Below are 24,254 nucleotides of genomic sequence, written 5' to 3'. Positions count from 1 at the left end.
TCGGCCCCCCTTCGGTTATGCGAGGCGCGCGGCCTAGCCGTCGGGGCGCGCGCCGTCAACGGGGGCCAGCACGCCGACGATCGGCCCCATGGCAAAGCCGAAATCCGAACGTCCCAGCCCGGGCGCGTGCAGACGGCTGACATTGCCGTCAAAATAGAGCGCCTGCGGCAGCTCCAGCGCATCGCGGAAGAACGAGCCGAATTCGTGGAAGGTGACCGGCTGGTTGGCGATGACGAAGACCGCGCGGTCGCCTGCCTCGGTCGTGCCGACGCCGTTGCGGATGTTGCGCGAGGTGCTGTCGGGCAGGAAACGCGGATGCAGCTCGCCGTCGATCACCAGCATCGGCCCCGACTGCGTGGCGTAGAGGCATTCGGGCGCCTCGGCCTCGTAGCGCAGGGTCTCGATCACCCGGGCGCTGTCGTCGTCGATGCAGAACACCCCGTTGGGCAGCATCCCGAAATTGCCCGGCCCCGGATTGGTGACGAGGCGCATCACCTCTTCGCCGTTCTCGAGATACTGGCCGACCGGGCGGCGGTCGGGGTGGTACATGCCGGCGTTCATCGCGAAGACGAGGCGCTGGTCGCCAGCCTCGCGGTCGATCGCCTGGAAGCTGCCATAGAGGCCGCCATTCTCGTCCGTCAGGAACAGCCGCAGGTCGTCGGTCGCCGGATCGGCCTCGCAGACCGTGTAGGACAGGCCCGCATGCTCGACATCCTCGCAGGCCGCCGCACCCGCCGGCAGCGCCAGCGCGCAGCCTGCCGCGAGGCCGAGACCGGCCAGCGCCAGCTGCAACCTCACGCGTCGTCCTCGTCGCCGTCCCCGCTCTCGCGGCGGGCCTCGACGGCGGCCACGTCGCGGCGCACCCTCTCGTCCGAGAGCAGGCGGCGGGTCTCGTCCATGCGGTCGAAGCTGCGGTCGATCTCGAACTTCAGGTCCGGCGCGTGCTTGAGCTTCATGCTGCGCGCCAGCTGGTGACGGATCTCGGGCTTGGCCCGTCTCAGCGCGTCGAGCACGCCCTGCTCGTCGCCGCCGCCCAAGGGCAGCACGAAGCAGGTGGCGCGCTTGAGGTCGGGGGTCACGCGCACCTCGCCGACGGTGATCGACACCGCCGCGAGATCGGGCTCGTGCAGGTCGCCACGGGTCAGCAGCTCGGACAGGCTGCGGCGGATCAGCTCGCCCACGCGCAGCTGGCGCTGCGAGGGGCCACGGGGTTCGGAGGCACGGGATTTGCTCATGCGCCCCATCTAGTCGCGGTACCCGGTCTTGCCAAGCGGGCGCGGCCCGCGCCAGACAGGGACAACGCAGGAAAGGACGGACCTATGACCGAGACGGCACCGGGAATCGTGATCATGGGAGCGGCGGGCCGGATGGGCCGGATGCTCGTGCATGCGGTCTGCGACAGCGGGCAGGCGCGGCTCGCCGGCGCCGTGGTGCGTTCGGGCCACGAATGGGTCGGCCGCGATGTCGGCCACGCCATGGGCGGCCCGGCGATGGGGGTGATCGCCACCGACGACCCGCTCGAGGCGATGGCCCGGGCGCAGGGTGTGATCGACTTCACCACGCCCGAGACCACGCTCGAGATCGCGCATCTGGCCGCGCAGGCCCGGGCGGTGCACGTGATCGGCACCACCGGCTTCACCGAGACCCAGATCGAGAAGCTGGTCCCGGCGGCACGGCACTGCACGCAGATCCGGGCCGGAAACATGAGCCTCGGAGTGAACCTGCTGACCGGACTGACCAAGATGGTCGCGGCGGCGCTGGACGAGGGCTGGGATGTCGAGGTGGTCGAGGCGCATCACAACCGCAAGGCCGACGCACCCTCCGGCACGGCACTGATGCTGGGCGAGGCCGCGGCCGAGGGGCGCGGCGTGCGGTTGTCCGAGGTGGCCGATCGCGGCCGCGACGGCATCACCGGCGCGCGAACCGAGGGTCATATCGGCTTCTCGGCGATTCGCGGTGGCGACATCGTCGGCGAGCACGACGTGATCTTTGCCGGGCAGGGCGAACGCATCGTGCTGCGCCACATGGCGACCGACCGGATGATCTTCGCGCGCGGCGCGCTCCGGGCGGCGCTGTGGGGGCAGGGGCGGCCGCCGGGACAGCACGACATGATCGACGTGCTTGGGCTCGCCCGCTGAGGCCTCAGAAGTCGATGGCGAGGCCCTGCTTCTCCCAATCGCCGTAGCGTACCGGCTCGGGACCGTCGCGGCCGCCCAGCTCGGTCGGCATCTGCGCGGCACGGTCCAGCGCCTCGCGACGGGCGCGGGCCTCGGCCAGGGCCCGCTGCGCGGCGGGGGGCAGGTCGGTGGCTGGGGTTTGGGTTTCGTCGGCCATGGGGCTCTCCTCTGCGCGGGCGCACGGGGCAGTGCTTGTGCGCGAGCGCACGGGGCAGTGCTTGTGCGGCGGGTGATCGGGATATACGTGCTGTGCGGTTTCCAACAACCCCCGGACACGCCATGACCGACGCACGCGCCACCGCCCCCGATGACGGCCTCGCCGCGCGCCGCGCCGCGCTGCACCTGATCGGGCAGGCCACCGGCAGCCAGCGGCTGCTGTCCGAAAGCATCGCCGCGGGCGCGCTGGAGCGGCTGTCGCCGCCTGATCGCGCCCGCGCCCAGCGCCTCGCCACCCAGGCACTGCGGCAGCTGCCGCGCGCCGACCGGGCGCTCAAGCCGTTCCTCGCCAAGCAGCCGCCGCTCGCGGTGCGCAACGCGCTGCGGCTCGGCGCGGTGGAGATCATGGAAGGCGCGGCGCCGCATGGCGTGGTCAACGCCATGGTGCAGATCATCGGTCACGGCAAACGCACCCAGAGCTACAAGGGTCTCGTCAACGCGGTGCTGCGCCGCCTCGGCGACCAGGACCCGCAGGCCTGGGCGAAGCTGCCGGTACCCAAGCTGCCGAACTGGCTGCGCGGCCCGATGGTCGCGGCCTGGGGGCGGGACGCGGTCGCGGCGATGGAGGCGGTGCAGGCCGAGGCCCCGCCGCTCGACCTGACGGCCAAGGGCGATCCGGCGGCGCTGGCCGAACGGCTCGGGGCCGAGCTGCTGCCGACCGGCTCGCTGCGGCTGCGCGAGGCGGGGCAGGTCTCCGCGCTGCCGGGCTTCGAGACCGGTGACTGGTGGGTGCAGGACGCCGCCGCCGCCGTGGCGGCGCGGGTGCTCGACGCCCAGCCCGGGGAGCGGGTGCTCGACCTGTGCGCCGCGCCGGGTGGCAAGACCATGCAGATTGCCGCCGCCGGCGCCGAGGTGACCGCGCTCGACCTGTCGGAAGCGCGGCTTGGGCGGCTGCGCGAGAATCTCGACCGCACCGGCCTGTCGGCCCGCATCGTGCAGGGCGACGCGCTGGAGTTCGACGAGGGCGGCTTCGACGCGATCCTTCTGGACGCGCCCTGCTCGGCCACCGGCACGATCCGCCGCCACCCCGACCTGCCGCACGCCAAGGACGGGGCCGAGTTCGGCGCGCTGATCGAGCTGCAGGCAGAGATGATCGACCATGCGCTGGGCCTGCTCGCTCCGGGCGGACGGCTGGTCTTCTGCACCTGCTCGCTGCTGCCCGACGAGGGCGAGGTGCAGGTCGAGGAGGCGCTGGCGCGGCACCCCGGCCTTGTGAACGACCGCGCGGCGCTGGCGCGGCCCGGCATCGCGGAGGACTGGATCGGCCCCGAGGGGCTCCGGCTCAGACCCGATTTCTGGGCCGATCGCGGCGGCATGGACGGATTCTTCATCGCCTGCCTGCGCCGTCCCCAGACCGCGTGACATCGCGCCCCGCCTCGCCCTAGCATGGCCCGGCGCGCATGTGTCGGGGAGAGCGGACCGGGATGACGGTGATGGGGCGGATCTTGGGGCTGGAGCGGTTCTGGCGTCGCCGCGATGCGCGCGCCGTGCCGACCGCGCTGGCCCGACCCGGCCCGCCGCCGGGCCTCGGCGAGGCCGCGCGGGGTCGCGCGCTGGTCGAGGCGGCGCGGGGCGGACGCTCGATCCTGATGCTGGCACCCGGCCCGGATACCGAGGCGATGCACCGCTTCGGCTGGCTCGACGACCTCGCCGCGCTGGGCGGCCCGGCGGCGCGCGATCTCGCCTGGCGCTGGATCGATGAGTGGATCGGTCGGCACGAGGGGCCGGGCGAGGGCTGGAGCCCGGACATCCTGTCGGCGCGGATCGCGCGCTGGGTCGGGCACGCCGCCTGGCTCACCCAGACGCCGCCGCGCCCGGAGCGGCGGGCCCTCTTCCTGCGCAGCCTGTCGCGGCAGACCCGCTGGCTGGCCCGGCATTGGTCCGGGGCGGCGCCGTCCGAACGGCCGCAGGTGCTCGCCGCGCTGATCGCGTCCGAGACGGCGCTCGACGGGGCACCGGCCCAGCCCGCCCGGCGGGCCGCCGCCATGGGCCGGGCCGCGGCCGAGGCTGTGGGACCCGATGGCGGCATCGGCGCGCGGGCGCCCGAGGCGCTGCTCGAGCTGTTCTGCGCGCTGATCGAATCTGCGGAGCTGCTGGGCAAGCACGTCACGTCGCCGCATCGCGACGCGATCACCCGCATCGCCCCGGTGCTGCGCGGGCTGCGCCATGTCGATGGCGGGCTGGCGCGGTTCCATGGCGGCGGTCGCGGCGCGCCGGGCCGGGTCGAGCGCGCGCTGGCCCAAGCGCCACGGGGCGCCGCGGCGCCGCTGCCGATGGGGTTCGCCCGGCTCGCCTCGGGGCGTAGCAGCGTGATCATCGACGCCGCCGCGCCGCCGGAGGGGCCGGGGGCGACCATGGCCCATGCCTCGACCCTGGCCTTCGAGATGACCGTCGGGCGGCGCCCGCTCATCGTCAATTGCGGCTCCGGGCTGCGGCACGGCCCGGATTGGCGCCGGGCCGGGCGCGCCACGCCGTCGCATTCGACGCTGTGCGTCGAGGGCCGCTCCTCGGCCCGGCTCGATCAGGCCCCGGATGGCCGCGAGACGCTGCGCGACGGGCCGCGCGAGGTGCTCACGCATCGCTTCGATGCCGAGCGGCTGCAGCGGATGGAGGCGAGCCACGACGCCTGGCGCAAGGCGTTCGGACTGACCCATGATCGACGGCTCGCGCTCGACCGGGGCGGCGCGGTGCTGGTGGGGGAGGATCTCCTGACCACGCTCGGCCCGCCCGACGAGCGCGCCTTCGAGGCGGCGAGCCGGGCCGGCCGCCATCCGGGCGTCGGCTTCGCGATCCGCTTTCACCTCCATCCCGACGTCGTGGCCGAGAGCGACCCTCACGGCACCACGGCAAGGCTGACGCTGCGCTCGGGCGAGGTGTGGGAGCTGTCGCATGACGGCGGCGCGCGGCTGTCTCTGGCGCCCTCGGTCTACCTCGAAAACAGCCATCCCGACCCGGTCCCGACGCAACAGGTGGTTTTATCCGGCCGCGCGATGGCCTATGCGACGCTCGTCCGCTGGTCGCTCGTTCGGATGGGCGACGGCGTGCCGGCCCCGCGCGACCTGTGGCGCGGGGAGGACGCCCCGGCATGAGTCGCGCGGACCAGACCAGGAAGGACGACCCATGACCTCGCTTGCCCCGCTGCGCCGCGCGCTGCTCTCCGTCTCCGACAAGACCGGCTTGATCGACCTCGCCCGCGCGCTCGATGCCCGCGGCGTCGAGCTGCTCTCCACCGGCGGCTCCGCCAAGGCGCTGCGCGAGGCGGGCCTGCCGGTTCGGGACGTGGCCGAGGTCACCGGCTTCCCCGAGATGATGGATGGACGGGTCAAGACGTTGCACCCCAAGGTCCATGGTGGCCTGTTGGCGGTGCGCTCGGACGAGGGCCATGTCGCGGCCATGCAGGAGCACGGCATCCCGGCGATCGACCTGCTGGTGGTCAATCTCTACCCCTTCGAGGAGACGGTCGCGAAGGGCGGCGACTACGCCGACTGCATCGAGAACATCGATATCGGCGGCCCGGCGATGATCCGCGCCGCCGCCAAGAACCACGCCGATGTCTGCGTGGTCACCGATGTCGAGGATTACGAGGCGCTGCTCGCCGAGCTCGACGCCCATGACGGCCAGACCGATCTGCCGTTCCGCAAGCGGCTCGCCCAGACCGCCTATGCCCGCACCGCCGCCTATGACGCCGCCGTCTCGACCTGGATGGCCTCCGCCATCGGCGAGACCGCGCCGCGCCGCCGCGCATTCGCCGGCACGCTTGCCCAGACCCTGCGCTACGGCGAGAACCCGCACCAGCAGGCGGCGTTCTACACCGACGGCTCGATGCGCCCCGGCGTCGCCACCGCGACCCAGATCCAGGGCAAGGAGCTGAGCTACAACAACATCAACGACACCGACGCGGCCTATGAGCTGGTGGCCGAGTTCGGCGGCGACGCGCCTGCCTGCGCGATCATCAAGCATGCCAACCCCTGCGGCGTGGCCACCGGCGGCTCGCTCAAGGAAGCCTATGCGCGGGCCTTCGATTGCGACCGCACCTCGGCCTTCGGCGGCATCGTCGCGCTGAACCGCCCGCTCGATGGGGCGACCGCGGAAGAGATCGCCAAGATCTTCACCGAGGTGGTGATCGCGCCCGGCGCCGATGAGGACGCCCGCGCGGTCTTTGCCGCCAAGAAGAACCTGCGGCTGCTCGTCACCGACGCGCTGCCCGATCCGCGCGCGCCCCGCCTCGCCTACCGGCAGGTGGCGGGCGGCCTGCTGGTGCAGGACCATGATTCGGGCTTCGTGTCGCGCGACGACCTCAAGGTGGTGACCAAGCGCGCCCCCTCGGCGCAGGAACTCGACGACCTGATGTTCGCCTGGACCGTGGCGCGCCACGTGAAGTCGAACGCGATCGTCTATGCCAAGGGCGGCCAGACCGTCGGCGTCGGCGCCGGCCAGATGAGCCGTCTCGACAGCGCGCTGATCGCGGCGGCCAAGGCGGGCCGCATGGGCGAGGCGCTGGGCCTCTCCGAAAGCCCGGCCAAGGGTTCGGTGGTGGCCTCCGACGCGTTCTTCCCCTTTGCCGACGGGCTGATGGAGGCTGCCGGCGCCGGCGTCACCGCCGTCATCCAGCCGGGCGGCTCGATGCGCGACAACGAGGTGATCGCGGCGGCCGACGAGGCGGGTCTGGCGATGGTGCTGACCGGCATGCGGCATTTCCGGCACTGAGGCGGGCAGGATGCGATTGACGCTGTGGACAGGCTTCTGGGTATTTCTCGTCGATCAGGCGGTGAAATACCTGGTGGTGCACGCGCTCGGGCTGATGGAGCGGCTGCAGATAACCGTGATTCCCGGCATTCTCGATTTCCGCATGGCGTGGAATCGCGGCGTCAATTTCGGGCTCTTCGCCGGGTTCGACATGCGCTGGATCCTGGTCGGACTGGCGCTGCTGATCTCGGCCGCGGTGCTGGTCTGGATCGCCCGCGAGGGCGGCGGCCGGATGATGCGGATCTCGGCCGGGCTTCTGGTCGGCGGCGCGCTGGGCAATGTGGTCGACCGGGTGCTCTATGGCGCGGTGGCGGATTTCCTCAATGTCAGCTGCTGCGGCATCGAGAACCCCTATGCCTTCAACGTCGCCGACATCGCGATCTTCGCCGGTGCGGTGGGGCTGGTGCTGTTCGGCGGCGACAAGCGCTCCGACGGTCAGAGCCCCGGCCCGCAGGCCGGGCGGGGCGGTCGGCGCAAACGCGGCACAAAGAGCCCGTGACCCGGCGCGCGAGCTGGGCTAGGCAGGACAACGGACGAGATCGACGGGGACGACTTATGCGACTGGCATTGGCCGCGGGGCTGACCGCGCTGACACTCGCGGCCTGCGGCAAGGGCGGCGACGGCCCGGCGGGCCCGGATCCGACCACCGTGGTGCCGCAGCGCCCGCTTGAGATCCCGGCCCGGCTCGACCTGCCGCCGCCGGCGCCCGGCACGGCCAACCGCGCCGACCCGGCGCCCGCCGAGATCGCCCTGCGCACCGGCACGCCTCAGACCGCGCTACGGCCGCCCTTCTGACCGCTCGCGCCGGCTCACGAAGCCGTGGCGACGCTTGCGGTGCCCGGGCTGTGCCGTAGGTTGTGCGCAGCGAAGGAGGCACTTCATGCTGCGCAGACTGGCCCTGGCCGCCCCCCTCATCCTGGCGTTGCCCGCGGTGGCCCAGGAGGCCGCCCCCGCGGCGGATGACGCGGTGACGACCTACACCCTCGATAACGGGCTCGAGCTGGTGGTGATCGAGGATCATCGCGCCCCGGTCGTCACCCAGATGCTGTGGTACCGGGTCGGCTCGGCCGACGAGCCGCAAGGCGCCACGGGCGCCGCGCATTTCCTCGAACACCTCCTGTTCAAGGCGACCGACGATCTCGCCGCTGGCGAGTTCTCGGCGACGGTGGCCGCGAATGGCGGCTCCGACAACGCCTTCACCTCGACCGACTACACCGCCTATTTCCAACGCGTCGCCGCCGACCGGCTGCCGCTGATGATGGCGATGGAAGCCGAGCGGATGAACGATCTGCGGCTCACCGATGCCGATATCGAGACCGAGCGGCAGGTGATCGTCGAGGAGCGCAACCAGCGCACCGAGAGCAATCCGGGCGCGCTGGCGCGCGAGCAGATGAACGCGGCCCAGTATCTCAACCATCCCTACGGTGCGCCGGTGATCGGCTGGATGCACGAGATCGAAGAGCTGGGGCATGACGAGGTGCGCGCCGTCTACGACGCCTATTACGCGCCCGGCAACGCCACCCTCGTGGTGGCCGGTGACGTGGAGCCCGCGGCGGTGCTGGCGCTGGCCGAGGAGCATTACGGCGCAATGCCCGCCGAGGAAGGCCTGCCCGAACGCGCCCGCCCGCAGGAGCCGCCGCAGCGTGCGGCGCGCCGGCTCTCCTACGAGGATCCGCGCGTCTCTCAGCCCTATCTGCTGCGCGGCTATCTCGCGCCCGAGCGCGATTCGGGCGACCAGCGCGAGGCAGCGGCCCTCACCGTGCTGGCCGAGATCCTCGGCGGCTCCTCCTTCACCTCGGTGCTGGCCGAGGAGTTGGTGTTCGAGCGCGAGATCGCGCTGAACGCGGGCGCGGGCTATGACGGCATGTCGCTCGACGACACGACCTTCACCCTGTCGGTTCTGCCAAAGCCCGGAACGGGCCTCGACGAGGCCGAGGAGGCGCTCGACGCGGCGCTGGCGGCCTTCCTCGAGGCCGGTCCGACCGAGGAGCAGATGGACCGGGTCCGCACCCGGCTGCGCGCCGCCGAAATCTATGCCCGCGATTCGGTCGAGGGGCTGGCGCGCCGCTACGGCGCTGCGCTGAGCCAGGGCCTGACGGTGGAGGATGTCGCCGAATGGCCCGAACTGCTGCAATCGGTGACCGCCGAGGAGGTGGTCGAGGCCGGTCGCGCCCTGTTCGACCCCGACCGCAGCGTCACCATGACCGTCACCCCCGAAGAGGAGGCGTCCCGATGATCCGCGCATTCAGCCTCGCCATTGCCCTGACGCTCGGCACCGCCGGTCTCGTGCGGGCGGAGATCGAGATCCAGGAGGTCACCTCGCCTGGCGGCATCGATGCCTGGCTGGTGGAGGATCACTCGATCCCTTTCACCGCGCTGGAGATCCGCTTCGAGGGTGGCACCGGGCTCGACGACCCCGACAGGCTCGGTGCCGTCAACCTGATGACCGGTCTTCTGGAGGAGGGGGCGGGCGAGATGGACGCCCGGGCCTTCCAGGCCGCGCGCGAGGATCTGGCCGCGAGCTTTTCCTTCGATGTCGGGGCCGACACGCTGTCGGTCTCGGCGCGGATGCTGACCGAGAACCGCGAGGCGGCGGTCGACCTGCTGCGCGCCGCGCTGGTCGAGCCGCGATTCGACCCGGTGGCGACCGAGCGGGTGCGCGGGCAGGTGCTGTCGATCCTCGCGCAGGAGGCGCAGAACCCGCGCCGCATCGCCGGTCGCGCCTTCTACGAGGCCGCCTTCGGCGACCACCCCTATGGCCGGCCGGACAATGGCACGCCCGAGAGCGTGGCGGCGCTGACCCGCGAGGATCTCGTCGCGGCGCATCAGGCGGCGCTGACCCGCGACGGCGTGCATGTCGGCGCGGTGGGCGACATCACTCCCGAGGAGCTGGGCCAGCTGCTCGACGAATTGCTAGGCGATCTGCCGGAAAGCGGGCCCGAACTGCCGGGACATGTCGATTTCGGTCTCGAGGGCGGCATCGAGGTGATCGACTACCCCTCGCCGCAATCGGTGGCGATGTTCGGCCAGCCGGGGCTCAAGCGTGATGACGAGGATTTCTTCGCCGCCTACGTGCTCAACCACATTCTCGGCGGGGGCGGCTTCGAGAGCCGGCTGATGACCGAGGTGCGCGAGAAGCGCGGCCTGACCTACGGCGTCGGCACCGATCTGGTGCCGCTGGAGAATGCCGAGTTCTGGGTCGGCTCTCTGGCCTCGGCCAATGACCGGGTGGGAGAGGCGATCGAGGTGATCCGCGCCGAATGGGACCGCATCGCCCGCGACGGTGTCACTCAGGAGGAACTCGACGCCGCCAAGACCTTCCTCACCGGGGAGTACCCGCTGCGCTTCGACGGCAACGGGCCGATCGCCGACATCCTCGTCGGCATGCAGGTGACCGGGCTGCCGCCCGAATACGTCACCGAGCGCAACGCGCTGATCGAGGCGGTGACGCTCGAGGAGATCAACCGGGTGGCGGCAGAGCGGGTCGAGCCCGACCGGCTGCATTTCGTGGTGGTGGGCCGGCCCGAGGGGTTGGCGCAGGACGCGGCGGCCGGGCCTGAGGTGGTGTTGCCACGGGTGCTGCTGCCTGCGGAGTAACGCCCCTCGCGCGGCGGCGCGGGACCGTGCTAGGCTCGCGCCATGACGCTGCACGACACCACGCCCCCGCGCCCCGTGATCCGCCAGCTCGACGAGGCGGCGATCAACCGCATCGCCGCGGGCGAGGTGGTCGAGCGTCCGGCCTCGGCGGTCAAGGAGCTGGTCGAGAACGCGCTCGACGCCGGCGCGCGCCGGATCGAGGTGACGGTGGCGGCAGGCGGCAAGCGGCTGATCCGCGTCGCCGATGACGGCTGCGGCATGACGCCCGAGGAGCTGCCGCTGGCGCTGGCGCGCCACGCCACCTCCAAGATCGACGGATCCGATCTGCTGGCCATCCATTCCTTCGGGTTTCGCGGCGAGGCGCTGGCCTCGCTCGGCGCGGTCGGACGGCTGGTGCTGACCTCGCGCGCCGCCGGTCACGAGGCGGCGGCGATCCGGGTCGAGGGCGGCCGTCTCGGCCCGGTGACACCGGCGGCGCTGGGGCGCGGCACGGTGGTCGAGCTGCGCGACCTGTTCCACGCCACCCCGGCCCGGCTCAAATTCATGCGCACCGACCGTGCCGAAGGGCAGGCCCTCGCCGAGGTGCTGCGCCGGCTGGCCATGGCGGAGCCGCATGTCGCCTTCATCCTGCGCGACGCCACCGATGGCCGCGACCGCGAGATCCTGCGCCTCGATGCCGAGAACGGCGATCCGGTCGAAGCGCTCGGCAACCGGCTTGCCGCGATCATGGGGCAGGAGTTCCGCGACAACGCGCTGCCGGTGGATGGCGAACGCGACGGGCTGCACCTCACCGGCTTTGCGGCGCTGCCGACCTATTCGCGCGGCGCCGGGGTGAGCCAGCACGTCTTCGTCAACGGCCGCCCGGTGCTCGACCGGCAGCTGACCGGGGCGCTGCGCGCGGCCTATATGGATTTCCTGTCGCGCGACCGGTTTCCGGCCGCCGCGCTGTTCGTCGAATGCGAGCCGCATCTGGTCGACGTCAACGTCCACCCGGCGAAATCCGAGGTCCGGTTCCGCGACCCGCAGGCGGTGCGCGGGTTGATCGTCTCGACACTGCGCGCGGTGTTGTCGGGGGCGGGGCACCGTGCCTCGACCACGGTTGCGGCGGGCACGCTGGAGGCGATGCGCCCCGGCCCGGCGGCTGCGAAGCCTCCGGCAGGCGATGCCGGCGGGCTGATCGACGAGGAAGACCGCCCCGGCCGCGCCGCGCCGCCGCCGCGCATCTACCAGATGGAGCGCCCCACCGCCCGGGCGATGCAGGTCGCGCGGCTGGGCCAAGCGCCGGGCATGGCGGAGTCGAGCTTCGGCTTCGAGACCGCGCCGCCCGCGATGCCGGGCCGGTTTGCGGGCACCGAGGCCCCGTCGGCGCGGGTCGAGCCGGAGGCCGAGACGGGCGCCGAGGCGCTGCCGCTCGGCGCGGCGCGGGCGCAGCTGCACGGCAACTGGATCGTCGCCCAGACCGAAACCGGCATGGTGCTGGTGGACCAGCACGCCGCGCATGAGCGGCTGGTCTATGAGCGGCTGAAGCGGCAGATGGCGGAGAGCGGTGTTGCCGCCCAGGCGCTGCTGGTGCCGGAAATCGTCGAACTGGGGGCGGGGGCGGAGCGGCTGCTCGAGGCCGCCGAGGATCTCGCCGGTCTGGGTCTGGTGATCGAGAGCTTCGGCCCCGGCACGGTCGCGGTGCGCGAGACGCCGGCGCTGCTGGGCCGGATCGACGCAGCCGCGCTGCTGCGCGACATCCTGGACGAACTCGAGGATCTCGACGCCTCGACCGCGCTGCCCGCGCGGCTCGACGCGATCCTGAGCCGGGTGGCGTGCCATGGCTCGGTGCGCTCGGGCCGCCGGATGCGGGCCGAGGAGATGAACGCGCTGTTGCGCGAGATGGAGGCGACGCCGGGATCGGGCCAGTGCAACCACGGCCGTCCCACTTATGTCGAATTGAAGTTGGCGGATATCGAGAGGTTGTTCGGCCGGCGTTGACGCTTGCCGGGGATTACCTCACGTCTATGTGAAGTGGTGGCCAGGGAACGAGGAGCCAAAGGATGCGACTGGGTGTGAAGACGGGGGCCGCTGCGCTGGCCTTGTTTCTGGCGGGTTGCGGCGAGGTCGAGCCGCTTGTGATGCCGTTGCTCGAATCGGCGGCGCTGCCGCCGATGGCACCGCCCGTGGCGGCGGTGCAGGTGCTGCCCGAACCCCAGCCCTTCGAGCCGGAATATGCCGAGCGGCCCTTCGAGAAGGGCCCGATGTCGGTCATCGCCCCCGACCCGCAGGGCGACATGGCGACATGGCGCCTCATCCCCTGCCAGGGTGGGCAGGCGATCTGCGTCAACGGCCATGCCGGACGGCTGTCGATGGCCGAGGACACCTATGTCGTCAGCGGCGTGCACGGGATGAGCTTCCATCTCGAGACCGGCGGCGGCGGCTTCGTGACCCGCAGCGGCGGCGGCAAGTTCGCGCCCTGGAAGGCGCCCCTCGCCTGGGAGCATTTCCCCGAGATCGAGCTTACCGCGCTGGCCCGACCGGCCGTGGTGGTGTCGACGCCAAGTCGCCCGCTCGTCATGAAGTGACGCATCGAGGGGTTTCGCCCCGGCGCGGCCACGGCTATGGAGGGGGCTGACGAAGCCCAAAGTGGCCGGAACGGTCGGTGGTGCGGGGGTCGACCCAGACAGGGGACCGGAGCGCCACGTCGTCCTCGACCCGTCGCGATGCACGCGGCGGGCGCCGGCCATTGCCAGATCGAGAGGTCCGCGATGCGCCACATCCTCCTGCCGACGATCCCGCTCATCATGCCGGGGATGGCCGCGGCCCATCCGGGCCACATGACCGACCTTGCCGGGCACGACCACTGGGTCGCCGGGGCGGCGATCGGGCTGGCCATCGCGCTCGGGCTGTGGGGCGCGTTGAAGGGCGGGCGCTCCGAGGAGAAGGCCGAGGGCACCGACGAGAAGGGTGACGAGGCCAAGGCATGAACGCCCCCAAGACCGGCGTGATGATCTGCGGCCATGGCTCGCGCAGCCAGTCGGCGGTGGACGAATTCGCGGTGCTGGCCGAGAAGCTGCCCGCGCTGCTGCCGCCGGACTGGCCGGTCGAATACGGCTATCTCGAATTCGCCAACCCGGTGATCCGCGACGGGCTCGACCGGCTGCGCGAACAGGGCTGCACCCGCATCCTCGCGGTGCCGGGCATGCTGTTCGCGGCGATGCATGCCAAGAACGACATTCCGACCGTGCTCAACACCTATGCCGCCAAGCACGGCATCGAGATCATCTATGGCCGCGAGCTGGGGGTCGATCCGCGCATGATCGCCGCCGCCGCCGACCGGATCCGGAGCGCGCTCGACGCCAACCCCTCCGACGTGCCGATGCACGAGACCTGCCTCGTGGTGATCGGGCGCGGCGCCTCCGACCCCGACGCCAACGGCAACGTCGCCAAGGTGGCGCGGCTCCTATGGGAGGGGATGGGCTTCGGCTGGTGCGAGACCGGCTATTCCGGCGTCACCTTCCCGCTGGTCGAGCCCTGCCTCGAGCACGTGGCGCGGCTCGGCTACCGCCGCGTGGTGGTGTTCCCCTATTTCCTGTTCTCCGGCATCCTGATCGACCGCATCTACGGCTTCACCGACCAGGTGGGCGAGGCGCATCCCGAGCTGGACTTCGTCAAGGCGCCCTATTTGGGCGATCATCAGGAGGTGCTGGCCACCTTCGCCGAGCGGGTGACCGAACTCGCGGGAGAGGCCGTGCCGCCGACCTGCGGCATGTGCAAGTACCGCACCCAGGTTCTGGGCTTCGAGGCCGAGGTCGGCGCGGTGCAGGAAAGCCATCACCACCATGTCGAGGGGCAGGGGGCGAACGCGCCGGGCTCCAACGTGGCGGATTGCGCGCTCTGCGCCGATTTCTGCACCGGCATGTGCCGGCTTGATGCCGAAGCGCGCCACGCCCATGCCCATGCGCACGGGCTGCCGCACGATCATGACCATGACCATGACCACGATCACGGACACAGCCATGATCACGGGCACGGGCACGGGCATCACCATCATCACCACGGGCATGACCACGACCACGATCATCCCCACGCGCCCTATCCCCAGGCCGACCACCCGCTTGGCCCGCTCAGCGTGCTGAAATCGCGCAAGTGAGCCTCGCCATTCCTCAGTTGCGCAGATCCGCCGGTTCGCGCCGGGCGGAAAGGAGGGCCTGATGCGCCCCTACGAGACCGACCCGGCAAGGATCTATGCCCAGAGCTTCGCCACGGTGCGCGCCGAGGCGCGGCTGGATCGCTTCCCCGAGGAACTGCAGCCGATGGTGATCCGGCTGATCCACGCCTGCGGCATGGTTGAGATCGCCGACCGTCTGGCCTTTTCCCCGGATGCCATGGCGGCGGGGCGCGCGGCGCTGGCCGCGGGCGCGCCGATCCTGTGCGATTGCGAGATGGTGGCGGCGGGGATCATCCGGCGGCACCTGCCGGATACCGAGGTGGTCGTGACGCTCAACGATCCGGCGGTGCCGGGGATGGCGCAGGCGCTCGGCACCACCCGCTCGGCCGCCGCCGTCGATCTGTGGCAGGAGCGGATCGAAGGGGCGGTGGTGGCGGTCGGAAACGCGCCGACTGCGCTCTTCCACCTTCTGGAGCGGCTCGATGCCGGCTGGCCGAAGCCGGCGTTGATCCTCGGCTTTCCGGTGGGCTTCGTCGGTGCGGCGGAATCCAAGGCCGAGCTTGCGGTCGACCCGCGCGGCTGCGATTTCGTGGCGCTCAGGGGCCGCAAGGGCGGCTCGGCCATGGCCTCGGCGGCGGTGAACGCGCTGGCCAACGGCATATCGGAGGAACGGGGATGAACGCGGTCGCAACCCAAGAGCCCTGGCTCCACGTCGTCGGAATCGGCGAAGACGGCATGGACGGGCTGATGCCCGCCACCCGTGCCGTGGTCGAGGCGGCCGAGATCATCATCGGCGGCGACCGGCATCACGAGTTGGCGGGGGCGGTTGGCGCCGAGCGTGTCGCCTGGCCGAGCCCCTTCGACGCGCTGATCGACCGGTTGAAATCCTTCAAGGGTCGCCGCGTCGTGGTGCTGGCCACGGGCGATCCGCTGTGGTTCTCGGTCGGCGCCCGGATCGGGCGGTCCATCCCGGCCTCCGAGATCGTCTACCACCCGCAGCTCTCGGCGTTTCAGCTCGCTTCGGCGCGCATGGGCTGGAGCATGGCGGATGTCGAGACGCTGACCGTGCATGGTCGCCCCGTCGAGCAGATGATCGCCTTCATCCAGCCGCAGGCGCGGCTGCTGATCCTGACGACCGGGTCGGAGACGCCGGGCCAGATCGCCCGCTTCCTGACCGAGCGCGGCTTTGGCCAGAGCCCGATGACCGTGCTGGCCAATATGGGGGGCGAGGACGAGGCGCGTTTCGACGGGCTTGCCGAGAGCTGGGACCATGAGGTGCCGCCCTTCAACACGCTTGCGGTGGATTGCGTAGCCGCCCCCGATGCCGCGCTGATCCCGCGCGTGCCGGGTCTCGACGACTGTCTCTTCGTTTCCGACGGCACGATGACCAAGCGCGAGCTGCGCGCGGCGACCTTGGCCAAGCTGATGCCGATGCGCGGCGCGCTCTTGTGGGACATCGGCGCGGGCTCGGGCTCGGTCGCGATCGAATGGATGCGGGCTGCGCGCTATGCCAACGCCATCGGCATCGAGCCGCGCGCCGACCGCCGGGCGATGGCGGCGGCCAATGCGCTGGCGCTGGGCACGCCGCGGCTGCGGCTGATCGAGGGTGAAGCGCCCGCAGCGCTCGACGGTCTGCCCGCGCCCGACGCGATCTTCATCGGCGGCGGGCTCTCTGCCGAGGTGTTCGAGGCGGCTTGGGCGGCGCTGCGGCCGCTGGGGCGGCTGGTGGCCAATGCCGTGACGCTGGAGAGCGAGGCCGCGCTGATCGCGCTGCACGCCGCGCATGGTGGGGAGCTGGTGCGGATCTCGGTCGCGCGCGCCGCGCCGGTCGGGCGGCTGACCGGCTGGAAGCCCGCGATGCCGGTGACGCAGTGGAGCCTGATCAAGCGATGAGCGGAACGCTGTATGGCGTGGGCCTCGGACCCGGCGCGCCCGACCTGATCACCCTGCGCGCCGCGCGGCTGATCGAGGCCGCGCGCGTCGTCGCCTATCCGACGCTGGCCGGTGGCGCGAGCTTCGCGCGCTCCATCGCGGCGGAGCTGATCGCGCCCGACGCGCGCGAGATCGCCATGGACGTGCCGATGACGGTCGAGCGTGCACCCGCGCAGGCGGCCTATGACGCGGGTGCCGCGCAGATCGCCGAGGCGCTGGAGGCGGGCGAGGATGTGGTCTGCCTATGCGAGGGCGACCCGTTCTTCTATGGCTCCTTCATGTATCTCTTCGCGCGGCTGGCGGACCGCCACCGGGTCGAGATCGTGCCCGGGGTCACCTCGCTCACGGCGGCCGCGGCCGCCGCCCGCAGGCCGCTGGCCGCGCGCAACGAGCGGCTGACGGTGCTGCCGGGCCCGCTGCCGGAGGCCGAGCTGCGCGCCCGGATCGAGGGCGCCGAGAGCGTCGCGATCATGAAGCTCGGCCGGCATTTCCCCAAGGTGCGCGCAGTGATCGATAGCCTCGGCCTGACCTCGCACGCCACCTATGTCGAGCGCGCCACGCTGGAGGCGGAAATCGTCCGCCCGCTGTCCGAGGCGCCCGATACCGCGCCCTATTTCTCGATGATCATCCTCACGAAGGGAGCCGATCCTTGGCTGTGACCCCCGTTGTACTCGCGCTCTCCCGCTCGGGCGAACCCGTGGCCCGTAGCATCGCCGAGGCGCTTGGTGCGCCCTTGCACGGCCGCGAGGGGCGGGTGGAGCGGGCCGACGCCTTCTTCGCCGATGCGCTCGAACATGCACGCGATCTCTTCGCCGCAGGAACGCCGGTCGTCGGCGTCTGCGCGAGCGGCATCCTGATCCGGGCGGTGGCGTCGCTTCTATCGGACAAGCGCGCCGAGCCGCCGGTGATCTCGGTCTCCGATGACGGCCGCGTGGTGGTGCCGCTGCTCGGCGGGCATCGCGGCGCCAACCGCCTGGCGAAACGCATCGCCGAGGCGCTGGAAGGGACCGCCGCCGTCACCACCGCGGGCGATGTCGCGCTGGGCGTGGCGCTCGACGAGCCGCCCGCCGGCTACCGCCTCGTGAACCCCGCCGATGCCAAGGGCGCGATGGCGGCGTTGCTCTCGGGCGGCGGCGCGACCGTCACCGGCGACGCGCCGTGGCTGGCCGAGCTGCCGCAGGGCGACGCGCTCAGGATCACCGTCTCCGAGGCCCCGCAGCAGGGGCTCGGCGCCGAGCACCTGCATTTCGCGCCGCAACGTGCCGTGCTGGGGCTGGGCTGCGCCCGCGACTGCCCGCCCGAGGAAATGGCCGCGCTGGTGCGGGACACGCTGGCCGAGGCCGGAATCGCGCCCGAGGCCGTTCAGGCCGTGGCCTCGATCGACCTCAAGGCCGATGAGCCCGCCATCCTGAATGTTTCACGTGCAATCGGCGTGCCGCTGCGCCTGTTCACCGCCGCCGAGCTTGAGGCCGAGGCGCCGCGCCTCGCCACCCCGTCCGAGGTCGTCTTTGCCGAGGTCGGCTGCCACGGCGTCTCCGAAGGCGCGGCCCTGGCGCAGGCCGGAGCCGACGCCACACTCGCCGTGACCAAGCGCAAGACCGCCAACGCCACCTGCGCGCTGGCGCTGGCGCCGCAGCCTGTCACCGAACTGCGCGGCCGCCCGCGTGGCCGCCTCTCGGTGGTGGGGATCGGGCCGGGGCAGTCCGGCTGGCGCACCCCCGAGGCCTCCCGCCTGATCGCCGAGGCCGAGGAGCTGGTGGGCTACGGGCTCTATATCGACTTGCTGGGACCGCTGGCCGCCGGCAAACCGCGTGCCGATTTCCCGCTCGGCGGCGAGGAGGATCGCTGCCGCTACGCGCTGGAGCGCGCAGCCGAAGGGCGCGACGTGGCGCTGATCTGCTCGGGTGACGCGGGCATCTACGCCATGGGCGCGCTGGTCTTCGAACTGCTGGGCCGCGATGCCGACAAGGGCGGGGTATCGGATGCCGCGCGCCGCATCGAGGTCACCTGCACGCCCGGCGTCTCGGCGCTGCAGGCGGCGGCATCGCGGGCCGGTGCGCCGCTGGGCCACGACTTCTGCGCCATCTCGCTGTCGGACCTGCTGACCCCGCGCGAGGATATCGTGAAGCGGCTGCATGCCGCGGCGCAGGGCGATTTCGTCATCGCCTTCTACAACCCGGTGTCGAAGCGGCGCCGCACGCTTCTGGCCGAGGCGCGCGATATCCTGCTCCAACACCGTCCCGCCGACACGCCGGTGCTGCTCGCCTCGTCGCTGGGCCGCCCCGAGGAGGAGATCCGCTACCGCCGCCTCGACGAGCTGCAGGTCGACGAGGTCGACATGCTGACCGTGGTGCTGGTCGGCTCCTCGCAGTCGAAGCTGGTGAAGCTGGGCGAGGGGCCGCGCATGGTGACGCCGCGCGGCTACGCCAAGAAGATCGACGCGCGCTGAACCGGCGGCGCGGCGGACGCCGCCGCGCGCCACGCCCCTCCGGGGACATCTGAAAGGGACCACCGCGACATGACCGTCTATTTCATCGGCGCCGGCCCGGGCGATCCGGAGCTTCTCACCCTCAAGGCCGCGCGGCTGATCGCGGCCTGCCCGGTCTGCCTCTACGCTGGCTCTCTGGTGCCGCAGGAGGTCGTGGCCGGTGCGCCCGACGGCGCGCGGGTCATGGACACCGCGCCGATGACGCTCGACGAGACCCATGCCGAGATCGCGGCGGCGCATGGACGGGGCGAGGACGTGGCCCGGGTGCATTCCGGCGATCCCTCGCTCTACGGTGCCATCGCCGAGCAGATCCGCAGGCTCAAGGCCGACGGCATCCCCTACCAGATCATCCCCGGCGTGCCCGCCTATACCGCCGCCGCCGCCGCGCTCGGCCAGGAGCTGACCATCCCCGAGGTGGCGCAATCGATCGTGCTCACCCGCATGTCGATGAAATCGACCTCGATGCCCAAAGGCGAGACGCTCGAGAACTTCGCCGCCACCGGCACCACGCTGGCCATCCATCTGGGCATCCGGGCGCTTCGCGATATCGAGCGGCGGCTGACGCCCTTCTATGGCGCGGATTGTCCCGTGGCGGTGGTCTACCGCGCCAGCTGGCCCGACCAGCAGGTGATCCGCGGCACGCTGTCGGACATCCACGCCAAGGTCCGCGAGGCCAAGCTGACGCGCACGGCGCTCATCCTCGTCGGCCCGGGGCTGGGGGGCGGCCAGGGCTTTCCGGACAGCGCGCTCTACGATCCCGCCCAGCCGCATGTGTTGCGGCCTCGGGTTCGGGCCTGACGGAGAATTTTCGGAGAACGTCGCTTGAATTTCACACTCCGCTGCGCAGGATGGAAGCAGTGGAGGATTAAGAGATGACCGATTTTTTGACCAAGGACCTGCAGGACGCCATGGAGGCGGCCCGCCGCGCCGCGCAGCGGCGTTCGGCCCGGCTATGCGTGCATGACGGCGAGGAGGTTCACCCGGTTCTGCGCATGTGGGAGACCGGCTTCGCGCTGGCCGCCAAGGACGCGCCGATCCTGCACGGCTTCGTCGATCTCTATGACGGGCCGCGTCATCTCTACCAGTGTTTGGTCATGACCAGCCGGGTCGAGGAGGGCGAGCGCGTCTACGAGTTTAAGCGCCACAGCCGCGTCTCCGAGAAGCCCCCGGTCGATTTCGAGCGCGAGGAAGCCGAGCCGGCGCTGCGGCTGCCCCGCCTCTGAAGCGCTACTGAAGGTCCGCGAAGGCGGCCTGCAGCCGCGACACGGCCTCGGCCACGCGGGCGCGTGGCGTCGCGATGTTGAACCGCTGGAAGCTTTCGCCGCCGAGCCCGAAGCTGGTGCCATGGTTCACCGCGATCTTCGCCTCGCCCTCGATCCGGGCGAGCACCTCCTCGCGGGTCATGCCGGTGCCCGAGAAATCCACCCATTCGAGATAGGTGGCCTCGAGCGGCATTGGCCGGACGCCCGGGATCGCGGCCACACCCTCCTCGAACAGGCGGCGGTTGCCGTCGAGATAGCTGCGCAGCGCCTCGAGCCACTCGACCCCCTCCGGGGACATCGCCGCCGTCGCCATGGCAAGGCCGAAGCTGTTGGGCGACAGACCCAACGCGCCCATCCGCGCGGCGAAGCGCGACCTGAGGGTCGGGTCGGAGATGATGACGTTGCCGATATGGGCGCCGGCGATGTTGAAGGTCTTGGTCGTCGCGGTGAGCATCACCAGCCGGTCCGCGACGCCGTCGAGCCGGGTCATCGCGGTATGGGTGACGCCGGGCATGGTCAGGTCGCAATGGATCTCGTCGGAAACGAGGATCAGGTCGTGGCGCCGCGCGAACTCGGCCCAGCCCTCCAGCTCCGCCCGGCTCCAGACCCGGCCACCCGGATTCTGCGGCGAGCACAGGATCATCACCTTTTCGCGCCCGGTCATCATCGCGTCCCAGGCATCGAAATCGGGCAGGTAGCGCCCGTCCTGCAGCGCCAGCGGGCATTCGACCACCTGCCGCCCGGCGGCGCGGATCACCCGCGCGAAGGCGTGGTAGACCGGGGTGAACAGCACCACCCCGTCGCCCGGATCGGTGAAGGCGTCGACGCAGACGCCGGTCGCGTTGACGAGGCCATGGGTGGTGAAGATGTCGCCCGGCTCGGGCCGCCAGCCATGACGGCGATCCATCCACCAGCCGATCGCCTCCTTTTGCGCCGCGTCCGAGGCGGCGTAGCCGTAGATGCCATGCGCCGCCATCTCCTCGACCGCGCGCTGGACGCAGGCGGGCGGCCGGAAGTCCATGTCCGCCACCCACATCGCGATGCCGTCATCGGGGCTGACGCCATAGACCGCCTGCATCTGGTCCCATTTGGAGCAGTTGGTGCCGCGCCGGTCGATGATCTCGTCGAAATCGGGGGTGGTGGGGTCGTGACGCATGGGTTCTCCTGTCGGTCGCGCGAAGGCTGCACGGGCGGCGCCGGGCGTGCAAGGGCCGCGATGTTGCCATGCGCGCCGCTTGGCCCTAGATCGGCGCCATGACATTGCGCCCCATCCTCATCCACCCCGACCCGCGTCTCAAGACCGTGGCCGAGCCGGTGCCCGAAATCACCGACGAGATTCGCCGCCTCGCCGATGACATGCTCGAAACCATGTATGACGCGCCCGGCATCGGCCTCGCCGCGCCGCAGATCGGCCGGCTCAGCCGCCTGCTGGTCATGGACGCCGCCAAGGAGGAAGAGACCGCGCAGCCGATGGTGCTGATCAACCCGCAGGTCACCTGGGCCTCCGATATGCGGTCGGTCTATGAGGAAGGCTGCCTGTCGATCCCCGAGCAGTTCGCCGATGTCGAACGCCCGGCCGAGGTCGAGGTGCGCTGGCTGGGCCTCGACGGGAAGACCCATTCCCAGCGGTTCGACGGGCTCTGGGCCACCTGCGTGCAGCACGAGATCGACCATCTCGATGGAAAGCTCTTCATCGACTACCTCAAGCCGATGAAGCGGCAGATGATCACCCGTCGCATGGTCAAGCTCAAGCGCGAGCGGGCGCGCGGCTGATGGCCGTACTCGACATCGTCCTGCATCCGGCGCCGGTGCTGCGCGCGGAGGCGAAGCCGGTGACCCTGTTCGACGCGACGCTGTCGCGGCTCGCCGCCGACATGATCGAGACCATGTATGACGCGCCGGGACGGGGCCTCGCGGCGCCGCAGGTCGGGTTGCCGCTCAGGGTCTTCGTCACCGATGTCGACTGGCGCGAGGGAGACCCGGCGCCCAAGATCTTCGTCAATCCCGAGATCACTGACGCCTCGGACGAGACCGTGCTGCGCGAGGAGGGGTGCCTGTCGATCCCCGACACACCCTGTCGCGTCCGCCGTCCCGCCCGGATCGAGCTGAAATGGCAGGATCTGACCGGGCTCGGCCACGAGGCCGCGTTCGACGGCGTCCAGGCGACCTGCATCCAGCACGAGCTCGACCACCTGAACGGCATATTGTGCATCGACCGCCACGAGGAGGAGACCGAATGACCCGCCCCTTCCTGCGCTGGCCGCATGCCACGCTGCGCAAGCCCGCCGCTCCGGTCGCGGAGATCACCGACGAGATCCGCGCGATCTGGGACGAGATGATCGAGGCCATGGAGGCGATGCCTGGCGTCGGCCTCGCCGCGCCGCAGATCGGCGTCTCGCTGCGCCTCGCCGTGGTCGATGCCTCCGATGGGCGCGGCCAGGCGGTGCGCATGGCCAACCCCGAGATCCTGCATGCGAGCGTGCAGCTGCGCGAGCACGAGGAAGCTTCGCCCAACCTGCCCGGCGTCTCGGCGGTGATCTCGCGGCCCCGCGCCGTGACCGCCCGGTTTCTCAACGCCGAGGGCGAGATCGAGGAGCGCGATTTCGTCGGGCTCTGGGCGACCTCGCTGCAGCACCAGATCGACCACCTGGAAGGCCGGATGTATTTCGACCGGCTGAGCCGATTGAAGCGCGACCGGCTGGTCGCCAAGGCGAGAAAGTTCTCCTGATGCGCGTCACCTTCATGGGCACCCCGGACTTCTCGGTCCACGCGCTCGACGCGCTGCTGCGGGCGGACCACGAGATCGCCTGCGTCTATACCCAGCCGCCGCGCCCCGCCGGGCGGGGCAAGAAGCCCCGGCCCAGCGCCGTGCAGGCCCGCGCCGAGGAGCTGGGGCTCATGGTGCGGCACCCGGTCTCGCTCAAGGGGGCCGAGGCACAGGCCGACTTCGCCGCGCTGGAGGCCGACGTGGCGGTGGTGGTGGCCTATGGCCTCATCCTGCCGCAGCCGATCCTCGACGCGCCCCGGCAGGGCTGTCTCAACATCCACGCCTCGCTGCTGCCGCGCTGGCGTGGCGCCGCGCCGATCCAGCGGGCGATCATGGAGGGCGACACGGAGACCGGCGTCTGCATCATGCAGATGGAGGCAGGGCTCGACACCGGGCCCGTGCTGCTGCGCGAGGCGACACCGATCGGTGCCACCGACACTGCCGCCGAACTGCATGATCGGCTCGCCAAGATGGGCGGGCGGATGATCGTCGACACCCTGCGCGAGCTGGCCGATCTGCGGCCCGAGCCGCAGCCCGAGGACGGCGTCACCTATGCCGCCAAGATCGACAAGGCGGAGGCGCGGATCGACTGGACCCGCACGGCGGCCCATGTCGCGCGCCAGGTCAACGCGCTGTCGCCCTTTCCCGGGGCGTGGTGCATGGCGGGTGACGAGCGGCTCAAGATCCTGCGCGCCGCCGCCGGTCCGGGCGAAGGTGCGCCCGGCGCGGTGATCGGCGAGGGCGTCGTGGCCTGCGGCGACGGCGCGGTCGAGCTGCTGGAGATCCAGCGCGAGGGCAAGAAGCCGTTGCCGGTGGCCGAGGCGCTCCGAGGTAGGGCGCTGCCCGACACGCTCGGCTGACCTGCCGAGGCGGCGTTTCACGGGGTCAGAAATACGTAAGGGGCTTAATCGGCCCG

At 71.4% G+C, this 24,254-nt stretch carries 26 protein-coding genes; 22 read left to right on the top strand and 4 right to left on the bottom strand.

Annotation, left to right across the window (positions count from 1 at the left end; all coding sequences use genetic code 11):
* Nucleotides 1-33: 33 nt before the first annotated feature.
* Together FHS00_RS03760 and rbfA are read right to left on the bottom strand one after the other, a co-directional pair.
* The gene (locus FHS00_RS03760) at nucleotides 34-792 is read right to left on the bottom strand and encodes a phosphodiester glycosidase family protein (RefSeq protein WP_246391072.1); all 759 of its coding nucleotides are present in this window, start codon (nucleotides 790-792) and stop codon (nucleotides 34-36) included.
* Nucleotides 793-794: 2 nt separating this feature from the next.
* Nucleotides 795-1,235 (bottom strand): 30S ribosome-binding factor RbfA, encoded by a 441-nt coding sequence (gene rbfA / locus FHS00_RS03755; protein WP_183470023.1) that lies wholly within the window; start codon nucleotides 1,233-1,235, stop codon nucleotides 795-797.
* An 84-nt stretch (nucleotides 1,236-1,319) separates the two neighbouring features.
* Here rbfA and dapB point away from each other — a divergent pair, with 84 nt between their 5' ends.
* Complete coding sequence (dapB, locus tag FHS00_RS03750) at nucleotides 1,320-2,138, top strand: 4-hydroxy-tetrahydrodipicolinate reductase (RefSeq protein ID WP_183470021.1); 819 nt, start codon at nucleotides 1,320-1,322, stop codon at nucleotides 2,136-2,138.
* Nucleotides 2,139-2,142: 4 nt separating this feature from the next.
* Here the strand turns inward: dapB and FHS00_RS03745 are convergent, their stop codons facing one another.
* Entirely contained in the window at nucleotides 2,143-2,334 is a 192-nt protein-coding gene (locus FHS00_RS03745) for a DUF1674 domain-containing protein (protein WP_183470019.1), read from the bottom strand.
* Between the two features lie 122 nt (nucleotides 2,335-2,456).
* On the opposite strand from FHS00_RS03745, the gene FHS00_RS03740 reads away from it, so the two are divergent.
* From FHS00_RS03740 to FHS00_RS03660, 17 genes are all read left to right on the top strand, one after another.
* Nucleotides 2,457-3,755 (top strand): RsmB/NOP family class I SAM-dependent RNA methyltransferase, encoded by a 1,299-nt coding sequence (locus tag FHS00_RS03740; protein ID WP_183470017.1) that lies wholly within the window; start codon nucleotides 2,457-2,459, stop codon nucleotides 3,753-3,755.
* Nucleotides 3,756-3,826: 71 nt separating this feature from the next.
* The gene (locus FHS00_RS03735) at nucleotides 3,827-5,482 is read left to right on the top strand and encodes a heparinase II/III family protein (protein ID WP_183470015.1); all 1,656 of its coding nucleotides are present in this window, start codon (nucleotides 3,827-3,829) and stop codon (nucleotides 5,480-5,482) included.
* Between the two features lie 31 nt (nucleotides 5,483-5,513).
* Nucleotides 5,514-7,100, top strand: coding sequence for a bifunctional phosphoribosylaminoimidazolecarboxamide formyltransferase/IMP cyclohydrolase (gene purH / locus FHS00_RS03730; protein WP_183470014.1), 1,587 nt, complete (start codon nucleotides 5,514-5,516; stop codon nucleotides 7,098-7,100).
* Between the two features lie 10 nt (nucleotides 7,101-7,110).
* Nucleotides 7,111-7,638, top strand: coding sequence for a signal peptidase II (lspA, locus tag FHS00_RS03725; RefSeq protein ID WP_183470012.1), 528 nt, complete (start codon nucleotides 7,111-7,113; stop codon nucleotides 7,636-7,638).
* A 56-nt stretch (nucleotides 7,639-7,694) separates the two neighbouring features.
* Entirely contained in the window at nucleotides 7,695-7,934 is a 240-nt protein-coding gene (locus FHS00_RS03720) for a DUF3035 domain-containing protein (protein ID WP_183470010.1), read from the top strand.
* Between the two features lie 85 nt (nucleotides 7,935-8,019).
* Nucleotides 8,020-9,375, top strand: a complete 1,356-nt coding sequence (locus FHS00_RS03715) for a M16 family metallopeptidase (protein WP_183470008.1) — start codon at nucleotides 8,020-8,022, stop codon at nucleotides 9,373-9,375.
* Nucleotides 9,372-10,736, top strand: a complete 1,365-nt coding sequence (locus FHS00_RS03710) for a M16 family metallopeptidase (protein ID WP_183470006.1) — start codon at nucleotides 9,372-9,374, stop codon at nucleotides 10,734-10,736. Before FHS00_RS03715 ends, FHS00_RS03710 begins: the two co-directional genes overlap by 4 nt.
* Before the next feature lie 42 nt (nucleotides 10,737-10,778).
* The gene (gene mutL / locus FHS00_RS03705; RefSeq protein ID WP_183470004.1) at nucleotides 10,779-12,716 is read left to right on the top strand and encodes a DNA mismatch repair endonuclease MutL; all 1,938 of its coding nucleotides are present in this window, start codon (nucleotides 10,779-10,781) and stop codon (nucleotides 12,714-12,716) included.
* Nucleotides 12,717-12,778: 62 nt separating this feature from the next.
* A complete protein-coding gene (locus FHS00_RS03700) occupies nucleotides 12,779-13,303 on the top strand; it encodes a hypothetical protein (protein ID WP_183470002.1) in 525 nt (174 codons plus the stop codon).
* A 183-nt stretch (nucleotides 13,304-13,486) separates the two neighbouring features.
* The gene (locus FHS00_RS03695; RefSeq protein WP_183470000.1) at nucleotides 13,487-13,705 is read left to right on the top strand and encodes a DUF6732 family protein; all 219 of its coding nucleotides are present in this window, start codon (nucleotides 13,487-13,489) and stop codon (nucleotides 13,703-13,705) included.
* Nucleotides 13,702-14,871 carry a sirohydrochlorin chelatase gene (locus tag FHS00_RS03690; protein WP_183469998.1) on the top strand — a complete coding sequence of 390 codons (1,170 nt, stop codon included), beginning with the start codon at nucleotides 13,702-13,704 and terminating at the stop codon, nucleotides 14,869-14,871. The genes FHS00_RS03695 and FHS00_RS03690 overlap by 4 nt, the downstream gene beginning before the upstream one ends.
* A 61-nt stretch (nucleotides 14,872-14,932) precedes the next feature.
* Nucleotides 14,933-15,568 (top strand): precorrin-8X methylmutase, encoded by a 636-nt coding sequence (locus tag FHS00_RS03685; protein ID WP_183469996.1) that lies wholly within the window; start codon nucleotides 14,933-14,935, stop codon nucleotides 15,566-15,568.
* Nucleotides 15,565-16,782, top strand: a complete 1,218-nt coding sequence (gene cbiE, locus FHS00_RS03680; protein WP_183469994.1) for a precorrin-6y C5,15-methyltransferase (decarboxylating) subunit CbiE — start codon at nucleotides 15,565-15,567, stop codon at nucleotides 16,780-16,782. Before FHS00_RS03685 ends, cbiE begins: the two co-directional genes overlap by 4 nt.
* Nucleotides 16,779-17,480: a precorrin-2 C(20)-methyltransferase gene (cobI, locus tag FHS00_RS03675; protein WP_183469992.1), complete on the top strand. Its 702-nt coding sequence runs from the start codon at nucleotides 16,779-16,781 to the stop codon at nucleotides 17,478-17,480. The genes cbiE and cobI overlap by 4 nt, the downstream gene beginning before the upstream one ends.
* Nucleotides 17,471-19,270, top strand: coding sequence for a precorrin-3B C(17)-methyltransferase (cobJ, locus tag FHS00_RS03670; protein WP_183469990.1), 1,800 nt, complete (start codon nucleotides 17,471-17,473; stop codon nucleotides 19,268-19,270). Before cobI ends, cobJ begins: the two co-directional genes overlap by 10 nt.
* A gap of 69 nt (nucleotides 19,271-19,339) precedes the next feature.
* Nucleotides 19,340-20,107: a precorrin-4 C(11)-methyltransferase gene (gene cobM, locus FHS00_RS03665; protein WP_183469988.1), complete on the top strand. Its 768-nt coding sequence runs from the start codon at nucleotides 19,340-19,342 to the stop codon at nucleotides 20,105-20,107.
* 74 nt (nucleotides 20,108-20,181) lie between these two features.
* Nucleotides 20,182-20,532 (top strand): hypothetical protein, encoded by a 351-nt coding sequence (locus FHS00_RS03660; RefSeq protein WP_183469986.1) that lies wholly within the window; start codon nucleotides 20,182-20,184, stop codon nucleotides 20,530-20,532.
* Nucleotides 20,533-20,536: 4 nt separating this feature from the next.
* On the opposite strand, the gene FHS00_RS03655 is transcribed toward FHS00_RS03660, so the two are convergent.
* Nucleotides 20,537-21,727 (bottom strand): MalY/PatB family protein, encoded by a 1,191-nt coding sequence (locus tag FHS00_RS03655; protein WP_183469984.1) that lies wholly within the window; start codon nucleotides 21,725-21,727, stop codon nucleotides 20,537-20,539.
* A gap of 98 nt (nucleotides 21,728-21,825) precedes the next feature.
* On the opposite strand from FHS00_RS03655, the gene def (FHS00_RS03650) reads away from it, so the two are divergent.
* The 4 genes from def (FHS00_RS03650) to fmt are packed head-to-tail and all read left to right on the top strand — an operon-like array spanning nucleotide 21,826 to nucleotide 24,198.
* Entirely contained in the window at nucleotides 21,826-22,344 is a 519-nt protein-coding gene (gene def, locus FHS00_RS03650; RefSeq protein ID WP_183469981.1) for a peptide deformylase, read from the top strand.
* Complete coding sequence (gene def, locus FHS00_RS03645; protein ID WP_183469979.1) at nucleotides 22,344-22,811, top strand: peptide deformylase; 468 nt, start codon at nucleotides 22,344-22,346, stop codon at nucleotides 22,809-22,811. The genes def (FHS00_RS03650) and def (FHS00_RS03645) overlap by 1 nt, the downstream gene beginning before the upstream one ends.
* Nucleotides 22,808-23,299, top strand: a complete 492-nt coding sequence (gene def, locus FHS00_RS03640) for a peptide deformylase (protein ID WP_183469977.1) — start codon at nucleotides 22,808-22,810, stop codon at nucleotides 23,297-23,299. The genes def (FHS00_RS03645) and def (FHS00_RS03640) overlap by 4 nt, the downstream gene beginning before the upstream one ends.
* A complete protein-coding gene (gene fmt / locus FHS00_RS03635) occupies nucleotides 23,299-24,198 on the top strand; it encodes a methionyl-tRNA formyltransferase (RefSeq protein ID WP_183469975.1) in 900 nt (299 codons plus the stop codon). Before def (FHS00_RS03640) ends, fmt begins: the two co-directional genes overlap by 1 nt.
* The last annotated feature ends 56 nt before the right edge of the window (nucleotides 24,199-24,254 follow it).

Origin of the sequence: Limimaricola variabilis (assembly GCF_014195545.1) — a bacterium.
Lineage (GTDB): Bacteria > Pseudomonadota > Alphaproteobacteria > Rhodobacterales > Rhodobacteraceae > Limimaricola > Limimaricola variabilis.
This window is presented reverse-complemented; position numbering and strand designations above follow the sequence as displayed.

Bases quoted from the DNA above. Each gene is read 5' to 3' on its own strand.
- FHS00_RS03735 (WP_183470015.1), top strand. From the start codon at position 3,827: ATGGGGCGGATCTTGGGGCTGGAGCGGTTCTGGCGTCGCCGCGATGCG.
- def (WP_183469981.1), top strand. From the start codon at position 21,826: ATGACATTGCGCCCCATCCTCATCCACCCCGACCCGCGTCTCAAGACC.
- cbiE (WP_183469994.1), top strand. From the start codon at position 15,565: ATGAACGCGGTCGCAACCCAAGAGCCCTGGCTCCACGTCGTCGGAATC.
- cobI (WP_183469992.1), top strand. From the start codon at position 16,779: ATGAGCGGAACGCTGTATGGCGTGGGCCTCGGACCCGGCGCGCCCGAC.
- dapB (WP_183470021.1), top strand. From the start codon at position 1,320: ATGACCGAGACGGCACCGGGAATCGTGATCATGGGAGCGGCGGGCCGG.
- FHS00_RS03655 (WP_183469984.1), bottom strand. From the start codon at position 21,727: ATGCGTCACGACCCCACCACCCCCGATTTCGACGAGATCATCGACCGG.
- FHS00_RS03700 (WP_183470002.1), top strand. From the start codon at position 12,779: ATGCGACTGGGTGTGAAGACGGGGGCCGCTGCGCTGGCCTTGTTTCTG.
- rbfA (WP_183470023.1), bottom strand. From the start codon at position 1,235: ATGAGCAAATCCCGTGCCTCCGAACCCCGTGGCCCCTCGCAGCGCCAG.
- def (WP_183469977.1), top strand. From the start codon at position 22,808: ATGACCCGCCCCTTCCTGCGCTGGCCGCATGCCACGCTGCGCAAGCCC.
- def (WP_183469979.1), top strand. From the start codon at position 22,344: ATGGCCGTACTCGACATCGTCCTGCATCCGGCGCCGGTGCTGCGCGCG.
- FHS00_RS03740 (WP_183470017.1), top strand. From the start codon at position 2,457: ATGACCGACGCACGCGCCACCGCCCCCGATGACGGCCTCGCCGCGCGC.
- FHS00_RS03715 (WP_183470008.1), top strand. From the start codon at position 8,020: ATGCTGCGCAGACTGGCCCTGGCCGCCCCCCTCATCCTGGCGTTGCCC.
- cobM (WP_183469988.1), top strand. From the start codon at position 19,340: ATGACCGTCTATTTCATCGGCGCCGGCCCGGGCGATCCGGAGCTTCTC.
- mutL (WP_183470004.1), top strand. From the start codon at position 10,779: ATGACGCTGCACGACACCACGCCCCCGCGCCCCGTGATCCGCCAGCTC.
- FHS00_RS03720 (WP_183470010.1), top strand. From the start codon at position 7,695: ATGCGACTGGCATTGGCCGCGGGGCTGACCGCGCTGACACTCGCGGCC.
- fmt (WP_183469975.1), top strand. From the start codon at position 23,299: ATGCGCGTCACCTTCATGGGCACCCCGGACTTCTCGGTCCACGCGCTC.
- FHS00_RS03710 (WP_183470006.1), top strand. From the start codon at position 9,372: ATGATCCGCGCATTCAGCCTCGCCATTGCCCTGACGCTCGGCACCGCC.
- FHS00_RS03745 (WP_183470019.1), bottom strand. From the start codon at position 2,334: ATGGCCGACGAAACCCAAACCCCAGCCACCGACCTGCCCCCCGCCGCG.
- lspA (WP_183470012.1), top strand. From the start codon at position 7,111: ATGCGATTGACGCTGTGGACAGGCTTCTGGGTATTTCTCGTCGATCAG.
- FHS00_RS03690 (WP_183469998.1), top strand. From the start codon at position 13,702: ATGAACGCCCCCAAGACCGGCGTGATGATCTGCGGCCATGGCTCGCGC.
- FHS00_RS03660 (WP_183469986.1), top strand. From the start codon at position 20,182: ATGACCGATTTTTTGACCAAGGACCTGCAGGACGCCATGGAGGCGGCC.
- FHS00_RS03685 (WP_183469996.1), top strand. From the start codon at position 14,933: ATGCGCCCCTACGAGACCGACCCGGCAAGGATCTATGCCCAGAGCTTC.
- FHS00_RS03695 (WP_183470000.1), top strand. From the start codon at position 13,487: ATGCGCCACATCCTCCTGCCGACGATCCCGCTCATCATGCCGGGGATG.
- purH (WP_183470014.1), top strand. From the start codon at position 5,514: ATGACCTCGCTTGCCCCGCTGCGCCGCGCGCTGCTCTCCGTCTCCGAC.